This window comes from Paenibacillus sp. FSL H3-0457, from assembly GCF_037981725.1.
Lineage (GTDB): Bacteria > Bacillota > Bacilli > Paenibacillales > Paenibacillaceae > Paenibacillus > Paenibacillus amylolyticus.
Map to the genome: position 1 here is coordinate 2,740,591 of NZ_CP150283.1, position 25,617 is coordinate 2,766,207.

Genomic DNA, 25,617 nt, shown 5'->3' on the forward strand with positions numbered 1-25,617 from the left:
GGCCTTAGCCTTTGGAATAAGGAATTTATCCTAATATTCGATAAAGGAGAATGGAAGCGATGAGAAAAATGATATTTTTGAAAGCGCTTAAATTTGTTTTGATGATAACTTTGTTAGTTCCTTTGTATTGGGCGGCTCCATCTGTCCATGCGGCAGAAGGGGAAAATACCTTGATTCTGAGTCATGATTTTGAAGATGGCACGGTCCAGAGCTGGAGCGGACGCGGTGAAGTAGAAACGCTTCATGCAAGCGCCGTTGCAGCGCGTACCGGAGATTATGGACTGGAAGTGAGCGGGCGTGCTATGACATGGCATGGGCCAGCGCTGGATGTGACAGAACTTTTGGAGGTGGGACAGACGTATGTGTTCACTGGCTGGGTGAAGCTTCCGGCGGGAGCGTCCAGCACAAACCTCAATATGTCTTTACAGCGTACCCTGCCAGATACAACACATTATGAAAATTTAACATTCGGTACCGCATCCGCAGGCGGATGGACCAAGCTTACTGCACAGTTTAAAATGCTGGAACCAGCGAATCAGTTATCGGTTTATTTTGAAGTGCCAGACCGTGCCACAGCTTCTTTTTATGTGGATGATTTCCGTTTGGAGAAACTGCCAGATCTCGGACCCATTGTGATCGAAGAAGACATTCCTTCCCTACAGGATGTTTTTGCGGGCAAGTTTCGAATTGGGACGGCCTTCACGAACAATGAACTGCTGACCGAACCGGACAAGCAGCTGCTTACGAAGCATTTTGATAGTCTGACACCAGGCAATGTTCTGAAATGGGACAGTACCGAGCCGCAAGAGGGTATGTATAATTTCAGCGGGGCGGATGCCGCAGTCGCTTTTGCAGCAGCGAACGGACAAGAGATACGCGGGCATACCCTCGTTTGGCATACACAAACTCCGGATTGGGTATTCCACGATGCCAACGGCAATCTGGTGAGCAAAACGGTGCTGTATGAACGGATGCAGCAGCATATTGAGACGGTAATGGAGCGTTATCAAGGCCAGATCTACGCTTGGGACGTTGTGAATGAAGTCATTGATGCCTCCGAGCCGGATGGCCTGCGGCGCAGTCTGTGGTACCAGATTGCCGGGGAAGAATATATTGAGAAGGCATTTGAATTCGCCCATGCAGCGGACCCGGATGCCAAGTTGTTTATTAATGACTACAATACCCATGAGCCGGCCAAAAGCCAGGCCCTCTACAATCTGATCACTCGCCTTCAAGCCAAGGGTGTACCTGTTGACGGAGTCGGCCATCAAACACACATCAGCCTCTTTTATCCAACCCTTTCGGAAATTGAGAGTTCCATTGTCAAATTTAAGGCGCTGGGCCTCGAAACACATATTACTGAGCTTGATGTAAGTGTGTATTCCAATGATTCGCAATCTTATGATATCTTCCCGGAAGAACTGAAGATACAGCAGGCGGCGCTGTACAAGTCCCTGTTCCAGATCTTCCTGAGGCATACGGACACAGTCAAAAATGTTACCTTGTGGGGCAAGGATGATGCCAATACCTGGCTACGAACTTTCCCGGTCGCCCGCAACAACTGGCCGCTGCTTTTCGACGAGCGACTCCAGTCCAAGCCAGCCTATTGGTCCGTATTAGAGACGGTCCAGGTCGAGGCAGTACCAGCCGCTCCGCAGAATCTGACCGCCACTGCGGTTAGTGATAACAGCATCAATTTAAGCTGGAGTGCATCTGTAAGTGCGACCTCCTATACGGTAAACAGGTCGCTGACAGCAGCCGGACCGTATACATCTGTGGCTGCTGTATCGGGAACAAGCTATAAAGATATGGCGGTATCTGCTGGAACCACCTACTACTATGTGGTGAATGCGGTTAACAGTGTTGGGAAGAGTGTGAACTCCGTTCAAGCTTCCGCAAAGGTCCAGGGTGGAGGGCCGCCAGAGCCTGCTGGCAATCTGACTCTAGCCTATCGTGCAGGGGATACAAATCTGCTCGATAACCAAATGAAACCGCAGTTTGTCATTCACAACAACGGTACCTCCACAGTTAGCCTGAATGAACTGACAATTCGTTACTGGTATACAGTGGATGGGGAGAAACAACAATCCTTTTTCTGTGATTATGCACAGCTTGGAGGCAGTCAGATCAGCGGCAGCATAGTGAAACTGCCTGCACCTGTTCCTGGAGCGGACCATTATCTGGAACTGAAGTTCGGTACCGGAGCAGGCGTGATCCCGGTCGGAGGAACCTCTGGGGAGATACATACCCGGTTGCACAAAGCAGACTGGTCCAATTACAGCGAAGGGGATGATTATTCCTTTAACCCGCTGCAGACCTCTTTTGCCGATTGGACCAAGGTAACTCTTTACCGGAACGGCGAGCTTGTCTGGGGAGTGGAGCCTGTATCCTAATTTGATAAGTCGTTATACCCAGCCTAGCCGGAGAGCCCAGATCTCCGGTTTTTTTTAATGCAATAGAACAAATCTGTGTATCCCTATCCCGTCCTTGGCGACTGGTATCACATATCCATGCGAATGAGCCCGGCCCCGGCCGAAGCGGGGGAACTGATGGTATAATGATCTCAATAATTGCAGGGGGAGCGCTGAGGGGATGACAAAGCCCGACTGGAAGACCTTTTTGCCGCATAAGCTCAGGTATCGGCTGTTTGGTGCGTTTGTGGTGTTGATTCTGCTGCCATTCAGCGTACTTAATGTCTACAACTATGGACAGATCGAATCTCTGGTTGAGCAAAAAATCAGCGAACAGAGCCACGAGCAACTGGTGCAGATGTATGGTTCTCTGGAGGACCAGATGAGTATTGCATTCAAAACCCTGATTTTTCTGGAACAGGATTCAGCCGTAAGAAACGTCCTGTCTTCACCAGACAATCGTTCTCCTCTTGAGAATAAGTCGTTGGTGGAAGAGAAGTTCAAGATGATCAACAACAGCTTTTTTCTATATAATCCTTCCGTGTACTTCACACTGTTAGATTTTCATGATAACGTTTACACTTCGTATTTGCCCAAAAAAGCTCTAGCCTATGGCCCTTATCGGGAACAATTTCGCAAGCATCTTGGAGAAATGACCTTTATCAAGGGCAACACTGATTCAAACTCGTTTCCATCAGAAGAGTTACTCTACCGCTGGGATGCCCGGGATACCAACCATGTCCTGCGGGAGTTATCCTCCAGCCCGTATCTGTTGTCCCTCTATGCGTATATGAAGGACAGTGGCGGCAAAAGGTACGGAATGGCACGGATCAGCATCGATTATTCGTACTGGTTTCAGTCTATGCTGAAGGATTCGCAGAGCAATCAGGAGTATTTCCTGATTACTGGCAATGGGGAAACAATTGCCCGCTCGTCCGAAAAAGCGGTACTTTCCCCAGACGTGACCCGGGAAATTGCACTTCATCCGGCAGAGGCCTATCTGACGGATAATGATTCAGATACGCTGATTAACTACGTATACATCGAGTCACTGGACTGGTACATGGTAAATCGTATTCCACTAGCTGTGTTGTTTACGGAGATATCGGGGCTTAAGCAGCGCTATTTTTTAACGTTTTTTGGCTTCACAGCAGCATTTGTGCTCATGGCCTTTATGATCTCGGCGACGTTCACTCGGCCTTTATCACATCTGCAGAACCAGATGAAGGAGGTTGTACGCAAAAACCTCAAGGTCCGTATCCCTGAAGGCCGCAGCCGCGGAGAAGTGCTGGAACTGACCCGTACGTTCAATACGATGCTGGATGATGCCAATCAGATGATCGCCAGACTCAAGGCGGAGGAACGCCAGAAGGAAGCGGTACATTTTCATATGCTTTTGGCCCAGATGAATCCGCACTTTCTCCTGAATACATTGAATACAATGAAATGGAGTGCGATCCGCAGCGGGAATGAAGAGATTTCCGAGATGTGTGTTTCCTTGGGCAAATTACTGGAGGTCAGCCTGAATTCACAGGTTGAATTGGTATACTTGAAGGATGAGATAGAGTTGGTTCAAGCCTACCTTCATATTCAGCGGATTCGTTACCGCGATAGCTTTGAGGTGACTTGTGAATTTGACGATAAACTGGAGTATGCGCTCGTGCCCAAGCTGAGCTTGCAGCCACTGGTAGAGAATGCTATTCATCACGGTGTCGGGCCATTGGAACAGCTTGGTCAGATCCGCATCGGCATTTACAGGCAAGACACAGGAAAGCTGATGCTGGAGGTGGCAGACAACGGAATTGGAATGGAGGAATCCCGGCGTTTGCAGATGACCCGCACACGTCCGGGGATCGGCCTGTCTAACCTTAAGGAACGATTGCGATTATTGTTCAAAGGCCAAAGTGAACTTGAAGTGATTGATACCAAGCCGGGGACATTAGTGAGGTTCAGCATTCCTTTTTTATTGTCGACGCCGTACGTACAGAAGCGATCTCACTAGACGACTGGAGAGGGGAATCTGGCATGTGGAAAGTATTACTTGTAGAGGATGAGGTATTCGTACGAGAGTCGGTGAGAGAGATTATTTCCTGGGAAGAGCTGGGTTTCACGGTCATCGGAGAATCCGGTAACGGGACCGAAGCGCTGGCGATGATTATACAGGATACACCGGATCTGGTACTGACCGATATTGTCATGCCAGGTATGGATGGTCTGGAATTACTCAAACAGACCCGTCAGGCCGGGTTAAAAACCAAATTTGTCATGCTCACCTGTATGGGGGAGTTCGAATATGTACGCCGTGCAATGGAATACGGGGCTTCCAATTATATTCTGAAACTGTCCATGAGTGTGAATTCACTTCGTGATACACTCCGTAAAGTAAGTGCAGAACTGGGAGCTTCAACTGAAACCCGGACAGAGACAGATCATCATGAAGTGCCACCTTCCACACCGGTTCTCACATCAACGCTTGTTTCGCCTGATTCTCTTACGGTCTCTTCTGCGCCCCCGTCTGAAACTGATCTTCCATTTACACCTGTTCGTGAGCCGATTGTGAAGCATCCGGAGATTAGCAAAATAATTCAGTATATCGGGCAGCATTACGACCAGGACATTACCGTCAAATCCATGTCACGATATGTGATGATGGGCGAGAATTATGTGAGTGCTCTGTTTAAAAAGAAAACCGGCCATACCCTGATTCACTACCTGCATGGGGTACGGATGGAGAAAGCGGCTGAATACTTGCGCGAGACGGACCTCCCTGTACAGGAGATTGGTTACCGGGTAGGGTTCGGAAGTGATAATTATTTCATTAAAATATTCAAGCGTTGGACCGGTTGCACGCCCAGCCAGTATCGCCATCGTTCGTGACTCACAGGATGAGTAGAAGGAATATGTGTACCGAGTGCTCAGGCAAGCACAAGTAAATCCGTATTTTTGTTCAATCCGAATCATGGATATGTATCTTATGAACCCAGCAAGGTCCCTGCTACGATGTAACGGAAGGTACACTTCAATTCAGGGAGGTCATGTGACCAGATGAGAATCAAAAAAGGATTAACGGGATTAATCGTAGGTGCGCTGATGCTGGGCTTGCTTGCCGGCTGTGTAGGTAAAAATGAGACGAACGGTGGAGATAACGGAGGTGGAGCGGCAGGGGGAAAAGTGAAGCTCACCATGTGGGGCGCGGTGCCGCCCGAGAATGGCCCACAGGAAGTGGTGGATACCTGGAATGCGGAACATCCTGATATTCAGGTGGAATATGTGCGGTTTGTGAATGACGATGATGGCAACCTGAAGCTGGATACGGCGCTGTCCACCGGGCAAAACGTTGACCTGTATGTCAACTATACCCTCACGAATCTGGATAAACGCATCAAGGGTGGTACAGCACTGGATCTGGGCGAGTTCACCGACTACAACATTGATGAGAAAATGGGTGAAGATGCGGCTTCCTGGAAAGTGGACGGCAAATATTACGGGATGCCAACCAAGAAAAACGCTGCCTTCTTCGCTTTAAATATGAAAGCGCTTGATCAGGCCGGACTGAGTGTACCAAAAGCCTGGACATGGGGTGAAGCTCGTGAATATGCACTCAAACTGAAAGCTGCTGGCTTCAAATACGGATTGGTGCAGCATACTGCTTCCTATGTAGACCCGCTCGATTCTGTTCTGGTGAAGAACGGCTATGTTAAGGCAGACGGTTCTTCCAATCTTGATGATCCACTCGTTACCAAATGGCTGGAGACTTTGAACGGAATGATGAAGGAGGATGCAACCACTCCTCCGCTCGGAGAGCAGCTGACTTCCAAAATGCCGGTGGAAAACATGTTCCTTGGCGGTGAGTCTGCCATGATCAACATCGGCGAATGGCTGATCCGCACATCAAACAATATGACCGAATTCCCTCGGGATTGGAAAATCGCCTTTGCCCCTGTACCGAGACTGGCTGCACAAGAAGCAGATATGGTGAAAAGTGGAGGACTTGGTGACTTTATTGCGATCAATTCCAAGTCAAAAAATCAAGAAGCCGCATGGGAGTTCCTGAAATGGTACGCCGATGGGGGAATGATGCCGATGGCTGCGGGTGGGCGTTTACCTTCCTCGAATGCGGTCGATCAGCAGACTGCCATTGATCATTTGCTTGGCGATTATGCCGATTCTTATGATAAAGAGTCACTGGAATTTGTGTTGTACGGTGACGAGACACCTACGTTTGTCCGCAGCATTGCGCAGGAAGTGGTTGATCTGCGTGCACAGGAGTATGAAAAGTTCTTCCTCGGTAACCAGACTGCCGAAGTTACGGTACAGAACATGGTCAAACGCCATAATGACTGGCTGAAGCAGAATCAATAGAAAGCAAAAGCAATGAGTCCAAAGGCCGTCCCAATGGGGCGGTTTTTTCTATATAAGCAATAGAACAATTCCATGTTGTTTCTCTCCAGAAAGGCACTGCCGAAATACATATATCTGTGATATCAGGTACAGGGTTATGTTCCTTAAATGTTAGAGGACATCTTGTTATGCTTAATTCCAGAACAGATGTTAAGGAGTGGGGGAGCATATGCATAAATCCTGGATGAAACGGCAGAGCAGGCTCGGGTATCTGTTTATTGGGCCCAATATGATTGGCGTGCTGTTGTTTTTTATTATACCGGCTGTTTATTCGTTCTATCTCATGTTCACTGATTACAAATTCATGAGCCCGGAGACAAATTTCGTCGGGCTGGACAATATCCGCCGGATGTTGAATGATGATCTGTTTGGCGTGGCGCTGCGAAATACATTTGTATTTCTGTTAGCGGTTCCGGTATCGATGGGGTTGGCATTTATCGTGGCGGTGGCGCTGAACAAGTCGGTGTATTGGCAAAAAACGCTGCGTGCCCTCTATTTCATGCCCTATATCACCAGCGGCGTTGCCATCGCTTTTGTCTGGATGCTGCTGTTCCAGCCAACATCGGGGCCCATTAATGGCTTCTTGCGGGGAATCGGTATTACGAACCCTCCCGGCTGGTTATCAACAACCGAATGGTCCATGTATGCGATTGATATCATCTGGATTTGGTTCATGCTGGGTTACAACATGATTATTTATCTGGCCGCTTTGCAGGAAATCCCGGAGGAATTGGTTGAGGCAGCACGGATTGATGGAGCCCGGCCTTGGCAGACCATACGCCAAGTGATTTGGCCTCTTGTGAGTCCAACGACCTTTTTGCTGCTGATCACTGGGCTGATTATGACCATCAAAAACTTTGGTATCATTCAAGCGATTACCCAGGGTGGGCCGGGGAACAGCACAACCGTGCTGTCGCTCTTTATTTATCAAAATGCCTTCCGATATTACGAGATGGGATACGCTGCTGCCATTAGCTGGGCACTCTTTGCCATCATCATGATCTTCACTGTATTGCAGTGGCTCGGTCAGAAACGTTGGGTTCACTATTAAGGAGGGGAGGGAATCGTTATGGAGAAACCAATTGTCACGAATGCGAAGCCCACAGCTCCACATTCACCTAAAGTTAAAGTCCGCATGGAGTCCTTGAGCCAGATTCGAAAAATCATACTGACACTTCTGATGTCCGGGTTTGCCCTGCTGATGATTATGCCGTTTATCTGGATGATCAGCACGTCGTTCAAATCTCCTGCGGACGTATTCACCTATCCCATCCAGTGGATACCCTCCAGCCTGAACTGGGAGCATCATATTAAGGTTTGGAGTGGAGCGGATACCTTTGCCACATATTATCTGAACTCGTTGAAAATATCGCTAATTAGCACGATCGGAGCTGTATTTCTCTCGGCTTTTGCAGCCTATGGCTTCGCACGGATTCAATTCAAAGGTCGGGAGACATTGTTCCTGATCTATCTCTCGATGATGATGGTGCCTCCGCAGGTGCTCTTTGTACCGAAGTTCCTGATGTTTGAATGGGTCGGCATATATAATACGCATTGGGCATTGATCCTGCCCGGAATGTTCACGATCTTTGGCGTGTTTATGTTGCGACAATTTTTTCTGTCCGTGCCATCAGAGATATCGGAAGCGGCGTTCATCGACGGTGCCGGTCACCTGCGCATATTCTTCAGGCTGATTCTACCCTTGGCGAAGCCAGCGCTGGCTACCCTGGCGATTATAGATTTCTCATGGCATTGGAATGACTATGAGAATGCGCTTGTGTTCCTGATCGACAAAGACCTGTACACCGTTCCGCTGGGTCTGCAGAACTTTATTCTGGAGAACAATGTAGACTACAACGGCATGATGGCCGCTGCCACGGCAGGCATTATTCCGATGATCATCGTTTTCCTCGTGGGTCAGCATTATATCATTCAGGGCGTGGCCGGAAGTGCCGTGAAGGGCTGAAGCTGCTGTCACTGTGATCCCATATAATAACCCTTTTGCTGAACGAAGAGATTTTCGCGGCAGAAGGGTTTTCTGTTGAAAGGGAGAATTAATCCATGATCTGAGTTTATCCATTGGAGGCGATTCTTTATCGGGATTCATGGGACATATTTAAATGAAGGAAGAGGATGTTGTTGAAGATGAGTATAATCATATTTATTGTTTTTATATTGGTTGGTGTTTCTTCGTTCTTTCTAACCTTTTTTCCTAGTTGGATCTTTTTAAATTTGATTGGAGCAGCCATGGCAGTATTTACACTTGGTATGGGGTTGTTTCATGGCATGAAGCAGATAAAAAACATCGTAAAACGAATATCTTTCAAGTGCTGTTGCATCATTTTTGGTATCGGCTTGATATTACTTTTTGCTCCTAAGATAGTGTCGGGTATTCAGGATATAGGTCCTTATCTCTCCCAAGATTACGAAACAGTAACAGGTAAACCGAACTACATAGGATACATGGGCAAGAAATGGAGGGAACAAACCATCGAAATAAATCAAATGGAATTGATTAACACTCGGGATATCGCCTGGGAAAATCGAGATAAAACACTGGAAATAAAGTATCTGCCCAGAACGAAATATGTTATGAGTATTAGAGCAGTTGAGTAATCGATATATTTTCAAATATCTCTGAGTCTAATCTGAACGATCAATATCTTCTCCAATACAATAGTTCAAACTTCGTATATAATTAACATTGACATATGATGCTGTATGACTACATAACTATCGCGAGGTGCACTAGACTTATGCCAACCATCTACGACTTTACCGTAACCAGAACCAGTGGAGAGCGTTTCCCACTCTATCAATATGAAGGAAAACCTGTGCTCATCGTAAACACGGCAAGTAAATGTAAATATACGCACCAGTTTGATGACATGCAGAAGCTGTATGACCAGTACAAGGATCAAGGGCTTCAGATTATTGGTTTCCCGTGTAACCAGTTTGCAGAGCAAGAGCCTGGAAGCAGTTCGGAAGCGGAGTCCTTTTGCCAGATTAACTATGGTGTGAAATTTCCGATGTTCTCCAAACTGGATGTGAATGGAGAAGCGGCGCACCCGCTCTACGACTTTTTGAAAAGATCAGGGCCTTTTGCAGGCTTTGATGAAACAGATATACAGGCCAAATTATTGAAATTAATGGTGGCCGATAAAGCACCGGAATGGTTACACGGCGATGCAATCAAATGGAATTTCACGAAATTCCTGATTGATGCAGAGGGTCGTGTGGTCAGACGCTTCGAACCTATCGACTCCATCGATGAGATTCAAGAAAGTATTAAACAGCTTCTATAATTTCACTTTCATATATCCTACAGGGGAATGACACAAATCGTTTCCCTCTTCCGAACAGGAGGTGCATGAATGTGCCGAGCATGATGCAATTTAGTGCTTCACTGGAGTATAGTTACCGATCCACCAGCACGTTTAACCCAGGCAAGTCAGATGGATTCCATTCACATCCACATTATGAGATTTATTATTTTCATGATGGAGAATGTACCTATATCATAGGAGACCGGGTATATAACCTGGAGCCGGGTGATCTGGTGTTAATGCATGGCCTGACTCTTCATCGACCACATCCGAAGCCAGGCAGTGCTTATGAGCGAAGCACACTGCATTTTGATCCGTCTGCAATCCGCAGCAGCCTGCATCCGGACCGTATGGCTGAGGTCCTGAGACCATTTGAAGAACTCAGAAACTGTCGGGTCAATCTGAAGGGGGATAACCGCTCTGAATTCGAAGCTCTCTTGCATGATCTTCATCGTCTGTCTCAAAGTCAGAGCAATTTCAGGCAAGAGCGAATGAATGTCAGACTGTGTGATCTGTTGTATTTTGTAGCAGAGATCTGCCAGGGTGATGTCCAGGAACAACTTCCCTCATCGGAGAGGGAGCGGCATGTCCAACACATCATTCGTTATGTGGATACCCATTATATGAAGGACATTGGTCTGGATGATTTGGCACTGGAATTACATCTGTCCAAGCCATATCTGGCAGGCATGTTTAAGGAAATGACAGGTTTGACGATATTCAAATACCTGTATGACCGTCGTATCAATCAGGCGAAGCTTTTGTTTCAGTTTCAGCCTGAGATCACCGTGACAGAAGCAAGTCGATTGTCCGGTTTCAAACGCCTTTCGCATTTTAGTCGCATGTTCAAACAAAGTGTGGGATGTTCGCCTGATCTGTACCGTACCCAATTGCATCGTCAATCATAGAAGTCGTCTTTGAGCTGACCAGCTTGTCTGGTTGGCTTTTTTTGTTGATTTTCGTTTGAGGAATGCATACCACTGTGTTTAGAGGACACGCAGAACAGGTAAAGAAAGGTAATGAACCCAGAGGAGGCGAATATGAATGAAACAGCGCACACCGGATCAGAATAACAACGATACCCATCAGGAACAATCCCATGACAATCCTGAACAATATAAGACAGAGCACGAAAGTCTGCTGGACCGACATGAAGAAGAACAGACTGTAGATCCAATTCCGATGGAAGATCTGAATATGGAAGCTCAGGAAGAGAAGAATAAAGATCAGACAAAAAGCAACTCGTCTACGGAAGGGAAATACCGGGCGGATTATCGTAAAAAGACGGGCGAAGGATAATTTCAATTGCTGTATTGGGCAAACTTGTTGAAATGTTTTCAGTGAATGTATATTTAGTGAAAATAAATTAGTTTGTTGACTAATGTATGTTACTATATTATAGTTACTGTGTTGGCAATTGAAAAAAAATTTTGGGAGGCGAATAAGAATGACAACTTTTTTTGATGCGTTGAAAAACAGAAGATCTTATTATGGAATCAGCAAGGAATCTACAATTTCGGATGCTAAAATCCAGGAAATCGTAGAAGAAGCGGTGAAATATACACCAACTTCCTTTAACTCACAAACATCCCGTGCCGTTGTATTGCTCGGTGAACAACATGATAAATTGTGGAATCACACAGAAGAAATTTTGCGTGAAGTGGTAGGTAATGAAGAAGCCTTCAAATCCACAGCAGAAAAAATGACTGGATTCCGCAGCGGATATGGTACGGTTCTCTTCTTTGAAGATAACAATGCGATCGCACAGCTTCAACAAAATTTTGCAGCTTATGCAGATAACTTCCCAATCTGGGCTAACCAATCCAACGGTATGTTACAACTGGTAATCTGGACTGCTCTGGAACAAGAAGGTCTGGGTGCATCTTTGCAGCACTACAACCCGTTGATTGACGAGAAAGTGAAGCAAGAATGGAGCATTCCTGAGAACTGGAGATTGATCGCTCAAATGCCATTTGGTAAACCAACGGCAGCACCGGGTGAGAAAGAATTCCAACCAATTGAAGAGCGCGTAAAAGTACACAAGTAAGCTTCGCATTTCCCAACATTTAACCACATACGGCCTCGCTTCAATTTGATACGATGATAGTTGATCGTAATCCAATGAAGCGAGGCTTTTTAATGTGAATAATAGATTAAAAGACATAACGAACCAACGGATATGGAAAACGGTTTTATGCGGGTTATTAACACTTGGATCGGTGGCTGGATACAGCTCTACCGTTCAGGCCGCAACCGTGCAGCAACAGTTTCAGGATACGCACACCAGTTACGCCAAGGATGCCATTACACATCTGGTGGCAAAAGGCATTGCTGCCGGTACGTCAGAGACTACGTTTGAACCGAAGAAAGCCGTTACTCGTGCAGAATTTGCGACGTTTGCGGTGAGATTACTAGGTTTGAAGCCCGTTAAAAATAATATTAATCCCTATCAGGATATAAGCATGAATGCTTGGTATTACGGCAATGTTGCCGCCATGACGAATCTTTTTATTCTGGAGGGTAAGGGTCAGGGAACGTTCCAGCCTAATGCTTCTATTACGCGCGAAGAAGCGGCTGCCCTTCTTGTTCGAATGTTAAAACAACAACCCGTAGAGACATCACTCTTATCTTCAACGTATTTTGACGCAGCGGATATCTCGGACTGGGCACGTCCTTATGTTCAGACGGTATATCAACTTGGACTAATGCGGGGAAGCGGAGGCGTGTTTCGACCACATGACCAGGTAACGCGAGAAGAAGCAGCCGTAATGCTCGATGCCATTTTACAAAAGAAAACATGGTCTGAGCAGTTACAACGTGGGGATGAACTTGGCGTTCAGCTGGGCTGGCAATATAACTCCACTACAACTGAATTCAAGAAACAAGTGGAACAGTCTGAGGTCAACACACTTGTCCCACGCTGGTTTTTCCTGAACAGCAGTATGAAAGTAACAGATCACGCGGACCCTGCATTGATCTCCTGGGCATCAGCCACCGACAGGCAGCTATGGCCATTACTTGGGAATCGTTCCGATTCGGCACTTACCCATCAGATGTTATCCAGCTCAGCCAACCGAGCGGCAGTGATTTCACAGGTAGCCGCTTATGTCAAAACCTATAAATTGGACGGCATTAATGTGGACTTCGAGAATGTTGATCCTGCGGATCGTGAAGGGCTGACGGCATTTGTGACCTCTTTGACAGCTACGTTGCACGCACTCGGTGCTGTGGTGTCCGTGGACGTTTCGCCCGACCTGGGTACTGATTGGACGGATGCATTTGATTATGCCAAACTGGGCGCTGTATCAGATTATATGGTGCTGATGGGATACGAGGAACACTGGAACGGTGATCCGAAAGCAGGATCAGTGGCGTCTCTTCCATGGGTAGAAAAGGCTTTGGATACCATGCTCTCCGAGGTGGTACGTGCCAAAACAATTTTGGCCCTTCCGTTATATACACGAGACTGGTCTTCCGTGAATCCGGCAACCAGTTCTTGGGACATTACACTGGCAGACCAGGGAATGCGTGCGCATGCTACGGGATCTGTAAGACGATGGGATGCAAGTCTGGTTCAATATATTATCGGGTACAACAGTAATGGTAAGCCAAGATATATATGGGCAGAGGACAGTCGTTCGTTATCAGCCAAAGTGTTAATGAGTGAGCAACGGCAAATTGCTGGACTGGCTTACTGGTATATGGGCGGCGAAACAGCGGATGTATGGAACGCCATCTCGAATGCATCGCGATTTGAATCTTATAACTTCTAAGTAATCATAAATCTTATAGGCCCAAACTCACCGTGATTCCTACGGATGGTTTGGGCCTGTTTATTTTGGTATAAGATAAGGAATATGAGGAATCGTTTAAGCTTGGCTGAACGGTTTAATGTATATAAGGACAAACTGTTTAATTAAATTAGATAAATGGAAGTTCAGGAGGAGAAGGAGCATGCGAGAGGTTGATTGCATAATTGTAGGTGGAGGGCTCGCAGGGCTTCAGGCAGCCATTCAGCTTGGACGTTATTCAGCTCATCAGGTGTTGGTAATCGACGCGGGAGAAGGCAGATCGACGTTATGCCGGACTTATCATAATATCCTCGGTTTCCCCGATGGGGTATCCGGTGAAGAGCTTAGAGAACGAGGCAGGATGCAGGCAGAGCGGACCGGTGTATCTTTTGAGAAAGACCGTATTGTTAAAGCAGGACGTCATGGAGAGAAGATCCAATTGTTCGGTACTTCAGGAACTGAATATAGGAGCAAAACCGTGTTATTGGCAACGGGGCTCACGGATAGAGTTCCGGACATTCCGGGACTAACCCCTACGCTGGGCCGAACGGTGTATGTCTGCCCTGATTGCGATGGTTATGAGATTCAGGATCAACGTACGGTACTATTGGGATCTGGCGAACCAGGTGCCAATATGGCGATGATTTTAATTCAGCGTACGAATGATCTGTTATATATCAATCATGAGCAGGCTCCCATATCTGCAGAGCTGCATCGGAGCATGAAAGAGGCGGGAGTTCGTTATCTGGAAGCGGCTGTTCAGGAAGTACAACAGATTGAGGATGGCCATATCACCGGTGTTCTGACCGAAGATGGGCAGATTTTTGAGTCGGAGCGTGGATTTATCGCATTTGGCGGCAACCGGGTACACTATGAACTGGCGGAGCAGCTGGGAGCTGTAATCGCAGATAATAAACATGTGGAAGCCGATCCGCGCAGCTTGCAGGCAGCGACTAATGTGTGGATTGCCGGGGATCTGGGCCTGCACGCAGAACAAGCAACCGTTGCGATGGGTGAAGGTTCCATTGCCGCGATCTGGATTCATAAGGCGTTACAGCAGATGACCAAGGATTCACGATGAATTTCACCTCCAACTATGAGGTTGATTATTCCATTGCTCATTACCAAAAAAGTCCTCCCAAGCCATGCATGTGGCAGGAGGACTTTTTGAGCTATCTTTTGCTAGGGAGAAAAGGATTACGCTTGTTTATCCGATGAATCCGTTGACTTGGAAGAAGAGCTCTTGTCCTTCGAGTTATGTGAGAAATCTTTGCGAATGTTGTCCACGATATCACCAACCACACCTTCGATCATATCGGTTGGTCCGGGATTGTTTTTGTCTGGATGGATAACGGTATTCACTCCTGGTTCAAGTTCATCGTTTGTCTTCTCATGTTTGGTTTTATCACGCATGGGAAATCCCTCCTGGTTCGATATTGTATAAGGTGTTCATTAACATATCCAAACACCGTTACGTATATGTAAACGATTAACCACTGTAGTTCTTTTGAAACGTGTACTTGCTCATATATAGAAGATATATACAGAATTGAACGTACTGATTAAACTTCTGCAATACGTTTATATTATAGATAACCAATGAGTATTGAGTTTAAAGCTTGAAACCAATAAATAACTATTATGCAGGAGGTTATTCAAATGAATGAAGAAAATCATGTAATCCATAAAGATGGCCAAGTATCAACTGACAAGGTGGACAATGTAATTGAGAAGATTGCGCCGGAAGAAAGAGAACAGATTTTACAGAACTTTGATGCGTTCAAAGAATACCTGGGTAAGCGAATTGCCATGGGAGAATCGATTGGACTAAGTGAGGAGCAGATGGCCAAAATTGCCGAGAAAGTAGCGGATTATCTGGCAGCTCGGGAGGAACCCCGTAATCGTGAAGAAAAACTGCTGCAGGAGTTGTGGAATGTCGGCAAGGAAGACGAACGCCACATGTTGGCTCATATGCTCGTTCGTTTGGCGCAAAGCTCCACACCCAATCATTAAGATTAGTAAGTTAATAACCTCTGAATGGCGATGCCTTCAGGGGTTATTGCCGTTTACGGAGACTACAGACAGGAGTGATGACGCACATTGTAACTATTTTTAATCTGGCTGATACTTTTATAATCCCTGTTCGAAGTATGATAGGAAAAGAAAGAACGTTGGAATCGATAGTTCACATGAGCGTTTGAAAAGCAAGACTTCCGGTTAAGGAATAGTAACGTTCATATTAAGGAGAGATGTTACCTATGAAGAACGCGACAAAACAATGGAAACTAGGAATGATCGGTGCAGTTGTTGCTTTACTTGGTATGATTGTGCTGACTACATATTTACTTACCCCTGCGAATGCTCAAGGTAGTACGGACGCTCAACAAACTTCTGCGAAAGAAGCTCAAGTTGCAAACTCCGAGATGTTTACAGCCTATGTTGAAGGTATGCATATAGAAGACGGAAAATTGTTTATGACAGTGGACAAGATTGGCTGGTATCAGGGTGAAGAAGCCGATGCGATTTTTGCACAGCGTAATCCGGAAGCTGGTATAGACGGTGCTCCAGATGGTTACTATATTGTCAATGATAGCAAAGAGCAGGAACAAGTTGAAGTTAGTGCCAATGCTGAAGTGTTGATGCAGTTGTATGATCGGGATGGTACGATGCAGGGCGCAGACATTCAGTGGAATGAACCTGTGACATTATCCAAGTTCGAATCGTTGTATGAGAATACCCGTATTCTTGATCTCTCCGTATTCCCGTATCACCTGACGGTGCAGGACGGAAAAGTTACTAAAATTGTGCAACAATACATCCCATAAAATAAGATGAAATTCATCATCAAGCATTCCTCCTGTTCATTGGAACGGTGAGGGATGCTTTTTGGTTATGACAAATTCATGAAAGCGATTGTAATTAATGGTAGGTACATGTATCATTATTGGAATGGCGTTTTTACATAGTTCAGGAGGAGCCTCATGCTTAAAGACATGATTGCATTAACTAAGCCCGGACTTCTAAGGTTAAATGTGTTTGCGGTGGCGGTAGGATTCTGGGTAGCTTCAAAATGGGATATCAACTGGTTAACTCTGCTCATGGTCGTGATTGGATCAACCTTGGTTATTGCTTCAGCTTGTGTAATCAACAATTATTGGGATCGTGAATTGGACCAAAAGATGGAGCGTACCAAAAAAAGGATGGATTACATTAACCATCTGAAGCCAGGGTTTGTACTTGGCTATGGCATTATCCTTGGTATTGTGGGACTAGCAGTACTGTATCTCCTGGTGAACCCATTATCAGGCTGGATGGCACTGCTTGGGTGGTTCGCTTACATCGTGATTTACACGATGTGGTTGAAACGAAGTTCAACGTGGAGCACGTCACTGGGTGGAATTGCGGGAGCGATGCCGCCTGTCATCGGTTATACGTCTGTAACCAATGAGATTGATGCAGGTGCCTGGTTGCTGTTTGCACTATTATTCTTGTGGCAACCACCACACTTCTGGTCATTGGGTATTCGCCGGGTAGAGGAGTATCGTGCTGCGGGCTTCCCGTTGTTGCCAGTGGTTAAAGGGGTGAAACGCACCAAGTTTCAGATGATTCCTTATGTTTTTCTGCTGCTTCCTGCCGTATTCCTGTTGTATTATTACAACTACGTAGGTCTGGTATTTCTGATTGTATCTCTGGTCGGTGGACTGATCTGGTTCGTGCATACACTTAGCGGACTGAAGACACAGGATGATGAGAAGTGGGCAAAAGTGAACTTTCTGATCTCGGTGAACTATCTGATGCTCGTATTTATTGTCATGGTAGCGAATACGGTATGGTCTTAATTAGGTGATGAACAGATCATTTTCAGAGAGATTTTAGCTTAAGCTATATAAATTGAACTAAACATTTACACAAAACGGAGAGGACAGAAAGAAGCTGAAGAAGTGAAAGCGTTCGCCTTTATCCCCGGATTTTCACCTTTGTTAAAATGATTCGAAAAATCCGGGGATAACTGCGATCGGAAGGTTGTTCTGTCATCGAAGTGTCCAGAGGAAATATGCTTTAGTCCATTTTTTATAACAAGCTGCATCGAATGAAAAAGCACACGATGGAATAGCGTTTGGACAACCTTGAGTTGTTACAACATATTCTCTAGGGTGCTTTTTTGGTATAATAAAACAATTGAATTATATAAGTGGAAATTATAATGCAAGATGGGAAGTGACAGCATGAGTAATTTGGAACAGGCCGTGCGATGGAGACAAGAAGGTAAGGTGCAGGAAGCGATTGAACTACTGCAAGAGATTACAGTCCAGGAACCCGAAAATGCAAATGTCTGGTATCAGCTGGCTTGGGCACATGATTCACTTGGATTGGAGCGGGAAGCTGTCCCGCATTATGAGAAGGCACTAAGTCTTGGTCTTTCTGATGAGGACAGAGCAGGGGCGATACTTGGGTTGGGCAGCACATATCGAACGCTTGGACAGTATGGGCAGGCAAAGGTTTGGTTTGAAAAAGGGATGAAAGAATTCCCGGCGTACCGGGAATTTGAAGTTTTCTATGCCATGGTGCTCTACAATCTGGGTGAACATGCAGAAGCGATGCAACGACTGCTCGTGCAACTTGCGGACACATCAAGTGACAAGAGAATCAATGACTATAACAGAGCCATCCGTAACTACGCAGATCAGCTCGATCGGGTGTGGGAATAGATTGAATACAAAGAAAAGGTAGATGGATGAATGAACTCCAATCAAGATCTGAAACAGGTAAATGAAAGGTTGGATCAAATTGAGCGAAAATTGGATAACCTGGGAGGCAGCCATCAGAACAAACGCTCACCTGGCGTGCGCTTCCTGATTGGTTTTGGCATCACGATTGGGATTATATCTGTACTGATATTGACCCTCGGCGTTATCCAATTTGTGAGTAACGGATAGGAGAAATCGATCTTAACGACAGAGGTAGTGAGTTCTCCAAATTTACATTACCTGGCCGAGCCACTGTTGTACCTCTTCAATGAAACGCCGCGTAGCTGGCGATAGATTGCCCAAAGATGGGCAGGCCATGCCAATTGTACGATAAGGATCTCCAGAGAGTGACACGAGCGCGAGTGAATCGGTATGATTTTGAAGAACCATTTCCGGAAGCAGGCTGATACCGAGGCCATTACGGACCATCGCCATAATGGCTTGATCCTCGGCTACTTCATAGACGACATTGAGCTTGGCCGCATGCTGCCGGATCAGTCGTTCAATCTCGTTATCTCCGCCCCACTTGGGCAGAATAAAGGGTTGTTCCAGTAAAACATCAAACGAAACAGACTCCTCTGAGGCGAGAGGATGATCCAGAGGCAGGATGCACATCATCCTGTCTTTTTGTAATGGGATCGTCTCAAAAGGTGATGAATCGCCGAGGGATAGAAATCCGAGATCGATGGCGCCTCCAGCCAACCAGCCCTCAATCTCAGCATAATCGCCCTCCCACAACTTAATCTCAATTCCGGGATGACGCAGGCGAAATTGTTTCAGGATGCCCGGCAACCATTGTGTGGAGACACTTGCGAAGGTACCAATACGCACCGTACCAATCTCCGCGCCGCGAATGAGGGAGATTTCCTGGTTCATCAGTTCCGTCCAGCGCAGAATCTCACGTGTGTATCCCAGAATGCGTTCCCCTTCAGCGGTAACCCGCACACCCGAGCGGCTGCGATGGAGCAGGGAAAAACCACATTCTGTCTCCAGACTGGCGATGGCATGGCTGACTGCGGATTGGGTGATGTTCAACGCTTCTGCCGCTTTGGTGAGACTGCCATATTCCACAACGGTATTCAATATTTCGTATTTGATCAGGGACATGAATGGTTCCGTTCCTTTCCATTTTTGATGTATGAGTTTATTTCATATAATATATTATAAATATTCATTTTTATAATGCAAAGAGATCGTTTATACTTGCCAAGGCGAGTTAGTTTGACGCACGATCACACAGCTCAGAATACATAGAATGAAGGTTGAAGCAAGATGAATGGTGTACAGGTTAATCAAGGTCAGGCAACAAGAAGAGCGGACATACAGATGCTGCTCGCAACGGTTATATGGGGATCTTCCTATCTGTTTATGAAATCGGGTCTGGAGTCCATGCAAGAATTGAATCTGGTCGCATTTCGTTTTGGAATTGCCTTTATTGCGGCAGGACTTCTTTTTCATCGGCGGTTGTTTAACATGGATCGCAGAACACTTGTGGCAGGCGCTATTATGGGGACAGCTTTATTCGCTGCATTTGTATTCATCACCTATGGTGTGCAACGAACCACGACATCCCAAGCGGGATTCCTAATAAGTTTGGCCGTTATTTTTGTACCGATCCTGACGACGATCCAGCATCGTCGTATGCCGGATAAACGATTGACACTCAGTATCCTGGTTGCCGTTACCGGGCTTGGCTTGCTGACGCTTCAGCATCAGCTTAGTCTGCACACGGGAGATATTCTCTGCATACTAGCAGCACTTGTGTATGCCATCTATATAATGATTGCTGGCAAGTTCACACCGAAGCATGATCCGTTAACATTGGGGACAGTTCAATTGGGTGTTGCAGCGATGTGGGGAATTGCAGCTACATTTATGCTGGAAACGCCACGTATGCCCGATACGGCTGAATCCTGGGCAGCCATTCTTGGCTTAGGTGTTTTGTGTAGCGGCTTGGGGTACATTCTGCAGACACTCGCGCAGCGCCATGCCTCTCCCACAAGAACAAGTCTGATTTTTTCACTCGAACCACTGTTTGCAGCAGCCTTTGCATTTACCTTTCAAGGGGAATCGCTAACGTTGCAAGGGTACGCGGGAGCAGCTTTGATGTTGGTTGGTGTTCTGATCACAGAGATCAAACTTCCACAGCCTATCTTCTGGCGCAGAAAACGCCCGGTTTTACAGTCGGAACTTGGCGATCAGGGAGCACCAGGCATATAATTGGGGGATAAAAGGTCCTTTCGTCATCTTCTATGGAAGGTGGGGAGAGGGCCTTTTTTGGTTATGTCGTACACCTTGTGAAACAGATAAACAACTACCTAACAAAAACAAAATAACATAACCTTGTTTTGTTGATTTTTGTTTTTTATGCTACACTGAATGGAAAATTAGGAAAAACGGGTGAGTAGGATGGCCAAAAGAGTAACGATGCAGCAAATTGCGGATGCTGCGGGGGTGTCCAAATTCGCAGTCTCCCGTGCGCTGACGGGCAAGCCTGGTGTGAGTGAGCATACACGCGAGATGATTGTCAGAACAGCGGGGCAGCTCGGGTATTTCAGAACTGAGCCTAAGCGTTATCCGGGGGAGACACAGATATCAACGGAGATGAAGCCAGAAGCGGAGCGACAAGGCACCATATTGATTTTGTTTCCCAACATTCGTTCTCAGAATCGAGCTTCCTTATACTGGGGGCCTGTATTTGATGGCATTTCTGAGAGGTTGAATGAGAAGGGGATGGATATTTTAACGCTGACAGAACCCTCTTCCGATCGAATGTTCTCGGTCCTTAATCCCGAAGCAATCAGCGGAGTCATAACCGTGGGCACCATCTCGACATCGGTATTGCTGGAGATTTACAGACTGCGTATTCCGCTTGTCATGGTGGATCATGAAGACCCTGCCATATACGCAGACTCGGTTTTTACGGACAATATGAAATGTATGAAAGAACTGGTTCTCATGCTCGTTGGAAAAGGGTATAGAAGATTCCAGTTTGCCGGGCAACTGCCCGATGCAGCAAGTTTTAGAGAACGCTGGCTTGGATATCGTATGGTGCTGGAAGAGAAACAGTTGGAGGGGTCCCAGCAAGACGGCTTGCTGGGACCCGAGTATGATCAGATCCGAAGATCCATTGCTGAAATGGAGCTGGAGGATATCCCTGAAGTTATTGTATGTGCAAATGACCATACAGCTGTCATTGTCATTCAGGCACTCCAAAGTCGAGGCATTCAGGTGCCCGAACGTTGTACCGTAACCGGATTTGACAATACGCAGACGGATGAACCCATTCTTGCTTCGGTACATATTAACAAAGAGAATCTGGGAACGAGAGCAGTAGACCAGCTATTGTGGCGGATCAAACACCTGGATGAACCTTATGAACGCAAGCTGATCTATTCGGAATTAATTATTCGTGATGAATATAACGCCAGTATACTGTAATGGGATATGAATTTACGGGCTCATTTTAACAATGATCATAGGTGTAAATGAAATGAGGTGAAAGACATGGAGAGGTTAGAGCTTCATGTCTTTTTGTTATGCAGAGATTGTTTAACAAATTAAATCACAAAACAGATTGACTATAAGAAGCATATCGTGTTAATTTTGTTTTGTAAGTTATTTGTTTTTATAATAACAAAACCTAACAAAATAATATTTACCAACTCTAACAACAATGGAGGCTGTCATGAGCACAATACAATCACATGTTTTTCAGAATTGGACGTTCAAGGCTTGCGAAGATCAAGAGTGGATGCCGGCTCAGGTACCCGGCTGTGTGCATACAGATTTGCTGAAGCTGGGCAAGATTCCAGATCCTTTTTATGGAACAAACGAGAAGGAAGTACAATGGATTGATAAGATAGATTGGGAATATCAGACGGAATTTGACGTTGCCGAAGGGTTGTTCTCCCAAGAACATCTGGAACTGGTGTTTGATGGTCTGGATACATATGCGGATGTGTATGTGAATGATGTGCATGTGTTATCAGCAGATAATATGTTCCGGGTATGGAAGGCAGATGTAAAGTCTGTATTGAAGGGGAACGGCAACATTCTTCGAATACGTTTTCGGTCACCAATTCAGGAAGATCTGCCGAAGCTGGAGAAGCTCGGATATGCATTACCTGCATCGAATGATCAGTCCGATGTTGGTGGACTTGGCGACAAGAGAGTAAGTATTTTTGCACGTAAAGCCCCGTATCACTATGGTTGGGACTGGGGGCCGCGTTTTGTAACCAGTGGGATCTGGCGTGAAGCACGTCTTGAAGGTTGGACACAGGTACGAATCAATGATGTGTATATCCAGCAAAATGAAGTAAGCGCTACCTCAGCTTCATTAACTGCTGTTGTGGAAGTCGAGACATCACAAGCGGTAGATACGATTATTCGTATCGGCGCAGATGGACAGAGATGGGAAAGATCCGTATCACTACAACCCGGAACTCAGACTGTGGAGATTCCAATCTCTATTAATGAACCGAAACTGTGGTGGAGCCGTGGACTTGGTGATCCGCATATGTACAACTTCCTTACCGAAGTGCTTCAAGGTGAGCGAGCTGTGGCTGAATCTACAGTGAAGACGGGGCTTCGTTCCATTCGGCTGGTACGTGACAAAGATGAAGCAGGAGCATCCTTTTACTTTGAACTAAATGGTGTTGCGGTCTTTGCCAAAGGGGCCAATCACATTCCAAATGATAGCTTCATCACTGAAATTACTCATGAACGTTATCGTCATGAGATCATATCCGCAGCCGAGTCTAATATGAATATGCTACGCGTGTGGGGTGGCGGAATCTATGAGCAGGATGTGTTCTACGAACTGTGTGATGAATACGGAATCCTGGTATGGCAAGACTTCATGTTTGCATGCAGCATGTATCCAGGAGATGAAGCGTTCCTGAACAGTGTGAGACATGAGGCGATTGATAATGTGAAACGTCTGCGCAACCATCCAAGTATTGCACTCTGGTGTGGGAATAACGAGATTGATTCGGCTTGGGCTCACTATGTTGAGAATGGTGGCTGGGGTTGGAAAAAGGAATATACTGCCGAGCAGCGTGAGAGCATCTGGGCCGATTACGAAGCCATCTTCCATGATCTGCTGCCAGAAGTCGTTGAAGCGTATTCGCCAGGTGTGGATTACTGGCCTTCCTCACCACTGGTATCACTGACAGGGGATGAGACGCAGCATGCGCACCCATCCACAGCTGAAGGGGATATCCACTACTGGGGCGTGTGGCACAATGTAGAACCATTCGAGAACTACAACGTGCATGTGGGTCGTTTCATGAGTGAATACGGATTCCAGTCTTTCCCGGAGTACAAGTCAGTACGCACTTACGCAGAAGAAGAGGATCTGGCTCTGGAGTCGGAAGTCATGCTGGCTCATCAAAAGAATGGAGCAGGTAATCGTCTGATCAAACAGTACATGGATATGTACATGCATGAATCGAAGGACTTCCCATCGTTCCTGTATATGAGTCAGGTGCTTCAAGCGGAAGCGATGAAGACAGCCATTGAAGCGCACCGTCGCCGCAAACCATTCTGCATGGGCACACTTTACTGGCAAATGAATGACTGCTGGCCAGTGGCTTCATGGGCAGGTATGGACTACCTTGGTCGTTGGAAAGCATTGCAATATTATGCGAAACGCAGCTTCAGCGATGTGTTGGTATCGGTAGATGGAACAAAAGAAGATACAACAGATATATATATCATCTCGGATCAATTACAACCTGTAAAAGGGCAGTTACAGATTCGTTTGCTCGGGTTCGATGGAACGGTGCATCGTGATGAAACACATGACGTGACCTTGGCATCTAATACAGGTGATCGAGTGCTGTCATTACGTAACGTGGAATGGCTTGAAGGTCATGATACAGCTAACACGCTGCTGCGCCTGGATCTGAAACAGGAAGGTGCGACGAATATCGTACAGGAACACTATTTTGTACCGTCCAAAGACCTTGCTCTGCAGCCTGCAAACATCAATGTAAGCGGGGGAGCGGATGAGAACGGCGTTCATCTGGTACTGGAAAGTGACGTGCTTGCTAAACAGGTATGGTTATCTTCGGATGTGGAGGGTGTCTTCTCAGATAACTTCTTCGACTTGATTCCTGGCATTCCGGTGAAGGTGCAGTTCACTTCCAGAGAGGGATTGCAGTCTAATGATGTGATATCAAATCCGGGACCGATCGAGGTTCGATCCATGATTGATTTTATTCGTTTGACCTAGAAGACACGGTTGGAGTCTCTCGTAAGAGAGATTTCAACCGTTTTTTTATTGAAACCTGACCTCATTTATATATCGTAATGGTTTCGTAATACTTCGCTTAGAGAATCGTAAGCTGTCTTGCTTATTGTAATCCATGTAAGTAATAAACGAATGGAGAGTGATAAGAATGATGAAAACAATTAAGAGCAAAAAAGTGATGGTAGCAGCGGTATTGGTGATGTCTATGGCCTTTTCTGGATTGGCAAGTGCTGCAGATATGAAAACGATTAAAAAGGATGGCATGGAGCTTGTTCAATTGAGACAGGCGGCGAAAATGTATGATTACAGCATTATGTGGGACAGCAAGGATAGATCTGTAACTCTGATGTATATGGGCAAAATGGACGACAAGATGATGAAAGACGACACCATGATGGAAGACGACATGAAGCTGAAAGACGACAAAATGATGGAAGATGACATGATGATGAAAGATGACATGATGATGGAAGAAACGATGATGCCTGCGGGAAAAACGATTAAATTGTGGATTGGATCGAAAAAAATCATGGTAGACGGTATGCAAGTTAACTTGAAATCGATGCCTGTCATCCATGATGGGAATACGTATGCGGCTGAGTCAGTAATTAAACAATACATGATGCCAGCCATGGGAATGAAGTAATTTAAGGGCTAAGCATCGCCATCACCATATGATATGAT

General features: G+C 46.1%; 24 protein-coding genes. 22 read left to right on the forward strand and 2 right to left on the reverse strand.

The features are described 5' to 3' along the window. Window positions 1-59: 59 nt before the first annotated feature. The 13 genes from MHH25_RS12435 (at window position 60) to MHH25_RS12495 (ending at window position 15,010) form a co-directional block, all read left to right on the forward strand. The gene (locus MHH25_RS12435; protein WP_340020097.1) at window positions 60-2,393 is read left to right on the forward strand and encodes an endo-1,4-beta-xylanase; all 2,334 of its coding nucleotides are present in this window, start codon (window positions 60-62) and stop codon (window positions 2,391-2,393) included. Window positions 2,394-2,592: 199 nt separating this feature from the next. Beyond that, the gene (locus MHH25_RS12440) at window positions 2,593-4,413 is read left to right on the forward strand and encodes a histidine kinase (RefSeq protein ID WP_340020099.1); all 1,821 of its coding nucleotides are present in this window, start codon (window positions 2,593-2,595) and stop codon (window positions 4,411-4,413) included. 23 nt (window positions 4,414-4,436) lie between these two features. Continuing rightward, window positions 4,437-5,288: a helix-turn-helix domain-containing protein gene (locus MHH25_RS12445; RefSeq protein ID WP_340020100.1), complete on the forward strand. Its 852-nt coding sequence runs from the start codon at window positions 4,437-4,439 to the stop codon at window positions 5,286-5,288. A 168-nt stretch (window positions 5,289-5,456) separates the two neighbouring features. Then, window positions 5,457-6,773: an ABC transporter substrate-binding protein gene (locus tag MHH25_RS12450; protein ID WP_340020101.1), complete on the forward strand. Its 1,317-nt coding sequence runs from the start codon at window positions 5,457-5,459 to the stop codon at window positions 6,771-6,773. A gap of 208 nt (window positions 6,774-6,981) precedes the next feature. After that, entirely contained in the window at window positions 6,982-7,863 is an 882-nt protein-coding gene (locus tag MHH25_RS12455) for a sugar ABC transporter permease (protein ID WP_036670532.1), read from the forward strand. A gap of 18 nt (window positions 7,864-7,881) precedes the next feature. Beyond that, window positions 7,882-8,778: a carbohydrate ABC transporter permease gene (locus MHH25_RS12460; protein WP_235193792.1), complete on the forward strand. Its 897-nt coding sequence runs from the start codon at window positions 7,882-7,884 to the stop codon at window positions 8,776-8,778. A 179-nt stretch (window positions 8,779-8,957) separates the two neighbouring features. After that, on the forward strand, window positions 8,958-9,428 hold the full coding sequence (locus MHH25_RS12465) for a hypothetical protein (protein ID WP_340020102.1): 471 nt from the start codon (window positions 8,958-8,960) through the stop codon (window positions 9,426-9,428). 140 nt (window positions 9,429-9,568) lie between these two features. Further along, window positions 9,569-10,117: a glutathione peroxidase gene (locus tag MHH25_RS12470; RefSeq protein WP_062833964.1), complete on the forward strand. Its 549-nt coding sequence runs from the start codon at window positions 9,569-9,571 to the stop codon at window positions 10,115-10,117. 65 nt (window positions 10,118-10,182) lie between these two features. Further along, window positions 10,183-11,046 (forward strand): AraC family transcriptional regulator, encoded by an 864-nt coding sequence (locus tag MHH25_RS12475; RefSeq protein WP_036609035.1) that lies wholly within the window; start codon window positions 10,183-10,185, stop codon window positions 11,044-11,046. A gap of 136 nt (window positions 11,047-11,182) precedes the next feature. Further along, a complete protein-coding gene (locus MHH25_RS12480) occupies window positions 11,183-11,437 on the forward strand; it encodes a hypothetical protein (protein WP_340020103.1) in 255 nt (84 codons plus the stop codon). A gap of 148 nt (window positions 11,438-11,585) precedes the next feature. Continuing rightward, entirely contained in the window at window positions 11,586-12,185 is a 600-nt protein-coding gene (locus MHH25_RS12485; RefSeq protein WP_074094703.1) for a nitroreductase family protein, read from the forward strand. A 94-nt stretch (window positions 12,186-12,279) separates the two neighbouring features. After that, entirely contained in the window at window positions 12,280-13,911 is a 1,632-nt protein-coding gene (locus MHH25_RS12490; RefSeq protein WP_253507756.1) for an S-layer homology domain-containing protein, read from the forward strand. Window positions 13,912-14,092: 181 nt separating this feature from the next. Continuing rightward, window positions 14,093-15,010 (forward strand): NAD(P)/FAD-dependent oxidoreductase, encoded by a 918-nt coding sequence (locus MHH25_RS12495; RefSeq protein ID WP_091017013.1) that lies wholly within the window; start codon window positions 14,093-14,095, stop codon window positions 15,008-15,010. A 116-nt stretch (window positions 15,011-15,126) separates the two neighbouring features. On the opposite strand, the gene MHH25_RS12500 is transcribed toward MHH25_RS12495, so the two are convergent. Further along, window positions 15,127-15,342 carry a hypothetical protein gene (locus MHH25_RS12500; protein WP_036670540.1) on the reverse strand — a complete coding sequence of 72 codons (216 nt, stop codon included), beginning with the start codon at window positions 15,340-15,342 and terminating at the stop codon, window positions 15,127-15,129. A 246-nt stretch (window positions 15,343-15,588) separates the two neighbouring features. Here MHH25_RS12500 and MHH25_RS12505 point away from each other — a divergent pair, with 246 nt between their 5' ends. From MHH25_RS12505 to MHH25_RS12525, 5 genes are all read left to right on the forward strand, one after another. Further along, the gene (locus MHH25_RS12505; RefSeq protein ID WP_340020104.1) at window positions 15,589-15,942 is read left to right on the forward strand and encodes a DUF3243 domain-containing protein; all 354 of its coding nucleotides are present in this window, start codon (window positions 15,589-15,591) and stop codon (window positions 15,940-15,942) included. A 245-nt stretch (window positions 15,943-16,187) separates the two neighbouring features. Next, window positions 16,188-16,754, forward strand: a complete 567-nt coding sequence (locus MHH25_RS12510; RefSeq protein ID WP_017688959.1) for a hypothetical protein — start codon at window positions 16,188-16,190, stop codon at window positions 16,752-16,754. Between the two features lie 156 nt (window positions 16,755-16,910). After that, on the forward strand, window positions 16,911-17,768 hold the full coding sequence (cyoE, locus tag MHH25_RS12515; RefSeq protein WP_340020105.1) for a heme o synthase: 858 nt from the start codon (window positions 16,911-16,913) through the stop codon (window positions 17,766-17,768). 387 nt (window positions 17,769-18,155) lie between these two features. Further along, window positions 18,156-18,638, forward strand: a complete 483-nt coding sequence (locus MHH25_RS12520) for a tetratricopeptide repeat protein (RefSeq protein WP_340020106.1) — start codon at window positions 18,156-18,158, stop codon at window positions 18,636-18,638. A 30-nt stretch (window positions 18,639-18,668) separates the two neighbouring features. Beyond that, on the forward strand, window positions 18,669-18,866 hold the full coding sequence (locus MHH25_RS12525; protein WP_036670545.1) for a hypothetical protein: 198 nt from the start codon (window positions 18,669-18,671) through the stop codon (window positions 18,864-18,866). 42 nt (window positions 18,867-18,908) lie between these two features. On the opposite strand, the gene MHH25_RS12530 is transcribed toward MHH25_RS12525, so the two are convergent. Further along, window positions 18,909-19,784 carry a LysR family transcriptional regulator gene (locus tag MHH25_RS12530; RefSeq protein ID WP_340020107.1) on the reverse strand — a complete coding sequence of 292 codons (876 nt, stop codon included), beginning with the start codon at window positions 19,782-19,784 and terminating at the stop codon, window positions 18,909-18,911. 165 nt (window positions 19,785-19,949) lie between these two features. Between MHH25_RS12530 and MHH25_RS12535 the strand changes: the two genes are divergently transcribed. From MHH25_RS12535 to MHH25_RS12550, 4 genes are all read left to right on the forward strand, one after another. Beyond that, entirely contained in the window at window positions 19,950-20,897 is a 948-nt protein-coding gene (locus tag MHH25_RS12535) for a DMT family transporter (RefSeq protein WP_036609019.1), read from the forward strand. A gap of 189 nt (window positions 20,898-21,086) precedes the next feature. Further along, window positions 21,087-22,118 (forward strand): LacI family DNA-binding transcriptional regulator, encoded by a 1,032-nt coding sequence (locus tag MHH25_RS12540; protein WP_340020108.1) that lies wholly within the window; start codon window positions 21,087-21,089, stop codon window positions 22,116-22,118. A gap of 247 nt (window positions 22,119-22,365) precedes the next feature. Continuing rightward, complete coding sequence (locus MHH25_RS12545; RefSeq protein ID WP_340020109.1) at window positions 22,366-24,915, forward strand: glycoside hydrolase family 2 protein; 2,550 nt, start codon at window positions 22,366-22,368, stop codon at window positions 24,913-24,915. Window positions 24,916-25,081: 166 nt separating this feature from the next. Further along, a complete protein-coding gene (locus MHH25_RS12550; protein ID WP_340020110.1) occupies window positions 25,082-25,579 on the forward strand; it encodes a hypothetical protein in 498 nt (165 codons plus the stop codon). Window positions 25,580-25,617 lie beyond the last annotated feature (38 nt).

Bases quoted from the DNA above. Each gene is read 5' to 3' on its own strand.
- MHH25_RS12480 (WP_340020103.1), top strand. From the start codon at position 11,183: ATGAAACAGCGCACACCGGATCAGAATAACAACGATACCCATCAGGAA.
- MHH25_RS12485 (WP_074094703.1), top strand. From the start codon at position 11,586: ATGACAACTTTTTTTGATGCGTTGAAAAACAGAAGATCTTATTATGGA.
- MHH25_RS12495 (WP_091017013.1), top strand. From the start codon at position 14,093: ATGCGAGAGGTTGATTGCATAATTGTAGGTGGAGGGCTCGCAGGGCTT.
- MHH25_RS12470 (WP_062833964.1), top strand. From the start codon at position 9,569: ATGCCAACCATCTACGACTTTACCGTAACCAGAACCAGTGGAGAGCGT.
- MHH25_RS12510 (WP_017688959.1), top strand. From the start codon at position 16,188: ATGAAGAACGCGACAAAACAATGGAAACTAGGAATGATCGGTGCAGTT.
- MHH25_RS12545 (WP_340020109.1), top strand. From the start codon at position 22,366: ATGAGCACAATACAATCACATGTTTTTCAGAATTGGACGTTCAAGGCT.
- MHH25_RS12460 (WP_235193792.1), top strand. From the start codon at position 7,882: ATGGAGAAACCAATTGTCACGAATGCGAAGCCCACAGCTCCACATTCA.
- MHH25_RS12535 (WP_036609019.1), top strand. From the start codon at position 19,950: ATGAATGGTGTACAGGTTAATCAAGGTCAGGCAACAAGAAGAGCGGAC.
- MHH25_RS12540 (WP_340020108.1), top strand. From the start codon at position 21,087: ATGGCCAAAAGAGTAACGATGCAGCAAATTGCGGATGCTGCGGGGGTG.
- MHH25_RS12475 (WP_036609035.1), top strand. From the start codon at position 10,183: ATGAATGTGCCGAGCATGATGCAATTTAGTGCTTCACTGGAGTATAGT.
- MHH25_RS12435 (WP_340020097.1), top strand. From the start codon at position 60: ATGAGAAAAATGATATTTTTGAAAGCGCTTAAATTTGTTTTGATGATA.
- MHH25_RS12525 (WP_036670545.1), top strand. From the start codon at position 18,669: ATGAACTCCAATCAAGATCTGAAACAGGTAAATGAAAGGTTGGATCAA.
- MHH25_RS12465 (WP_340020102.1), top strand. From the start codon at position 8,958: ATGAGTATAATCATATTTATTGTTTTTATATTGGTTGGTGTTTCTTCG.
- MHH25_RS12455 (WP_036670532.1), top strand. From the start codon at position 6,982: ATGCATAAATCCTGGATGAAACGGCAGAGCAGGCTCGGGTATCTGTTT.
- MHH25_RS12530 (WP_340020107.1), bottom strand. From the start codon at position 19,784: ATGTCCCTGATCAAATACGAAATATTGAATACCGTTGTGGAATATGGC.
- MHH25_RS12500 (WP_036670540.1), bottom strand. From the start codon at position 15,342: ATGCGTGATAAAACCAAACATGAGAAGACAAACGATGAACTTGAACCA.
- cyoE (WP_340020105.1), top strand. From the start codon at position 16,911: ATGCTTAAAGACATGATTGCATTAACTAAGCCCGGACTTCTAAGGTTA.
- MHH25_RS12450 (WP_340020101.1), top strand. From the start codon at position 5,457: ATGAGAATCAAAAAAGGATTAACGGGATTAATCGTAGGTGCGCTGATG.
- MHH25_RS12445 (WP_340020100.1), top strand. From the start codon at position 4,437: ATGTGGAAAGTATTACTTGTAGAGGATGAGGTATTCGTACGAGAGTCG.
- MHH25_RS12550 (WP_340020110.1), top strand. From the start codon at position 25,082: ATGATGAAAACAATTAAGAGCAAAAAAGTGATGGTAGCAGCGGTATTG.
- MHH25_RS12440 (WP_340020099.1), top strand. From the start codon at position 2,593: ATGACAAAGCCCGACTGGAAGACCTTTTTGCCGCATAAGCTCAGGTAT.
- MHH25_RS12505 (WP_340020104.1), top strand. From the start codon at position 15,589: ATGAATGAAGAAAATCATGTAATCCATAAAGATGGCCAAGTATCAACT.
- MHH25_RS12520 (WP_340020106.1), top strand. From the start codon at position 18,156: ATGAGTAATTTGGAACAGGCCGTGCGATGGAGACAAGAAGGTAAGGTG.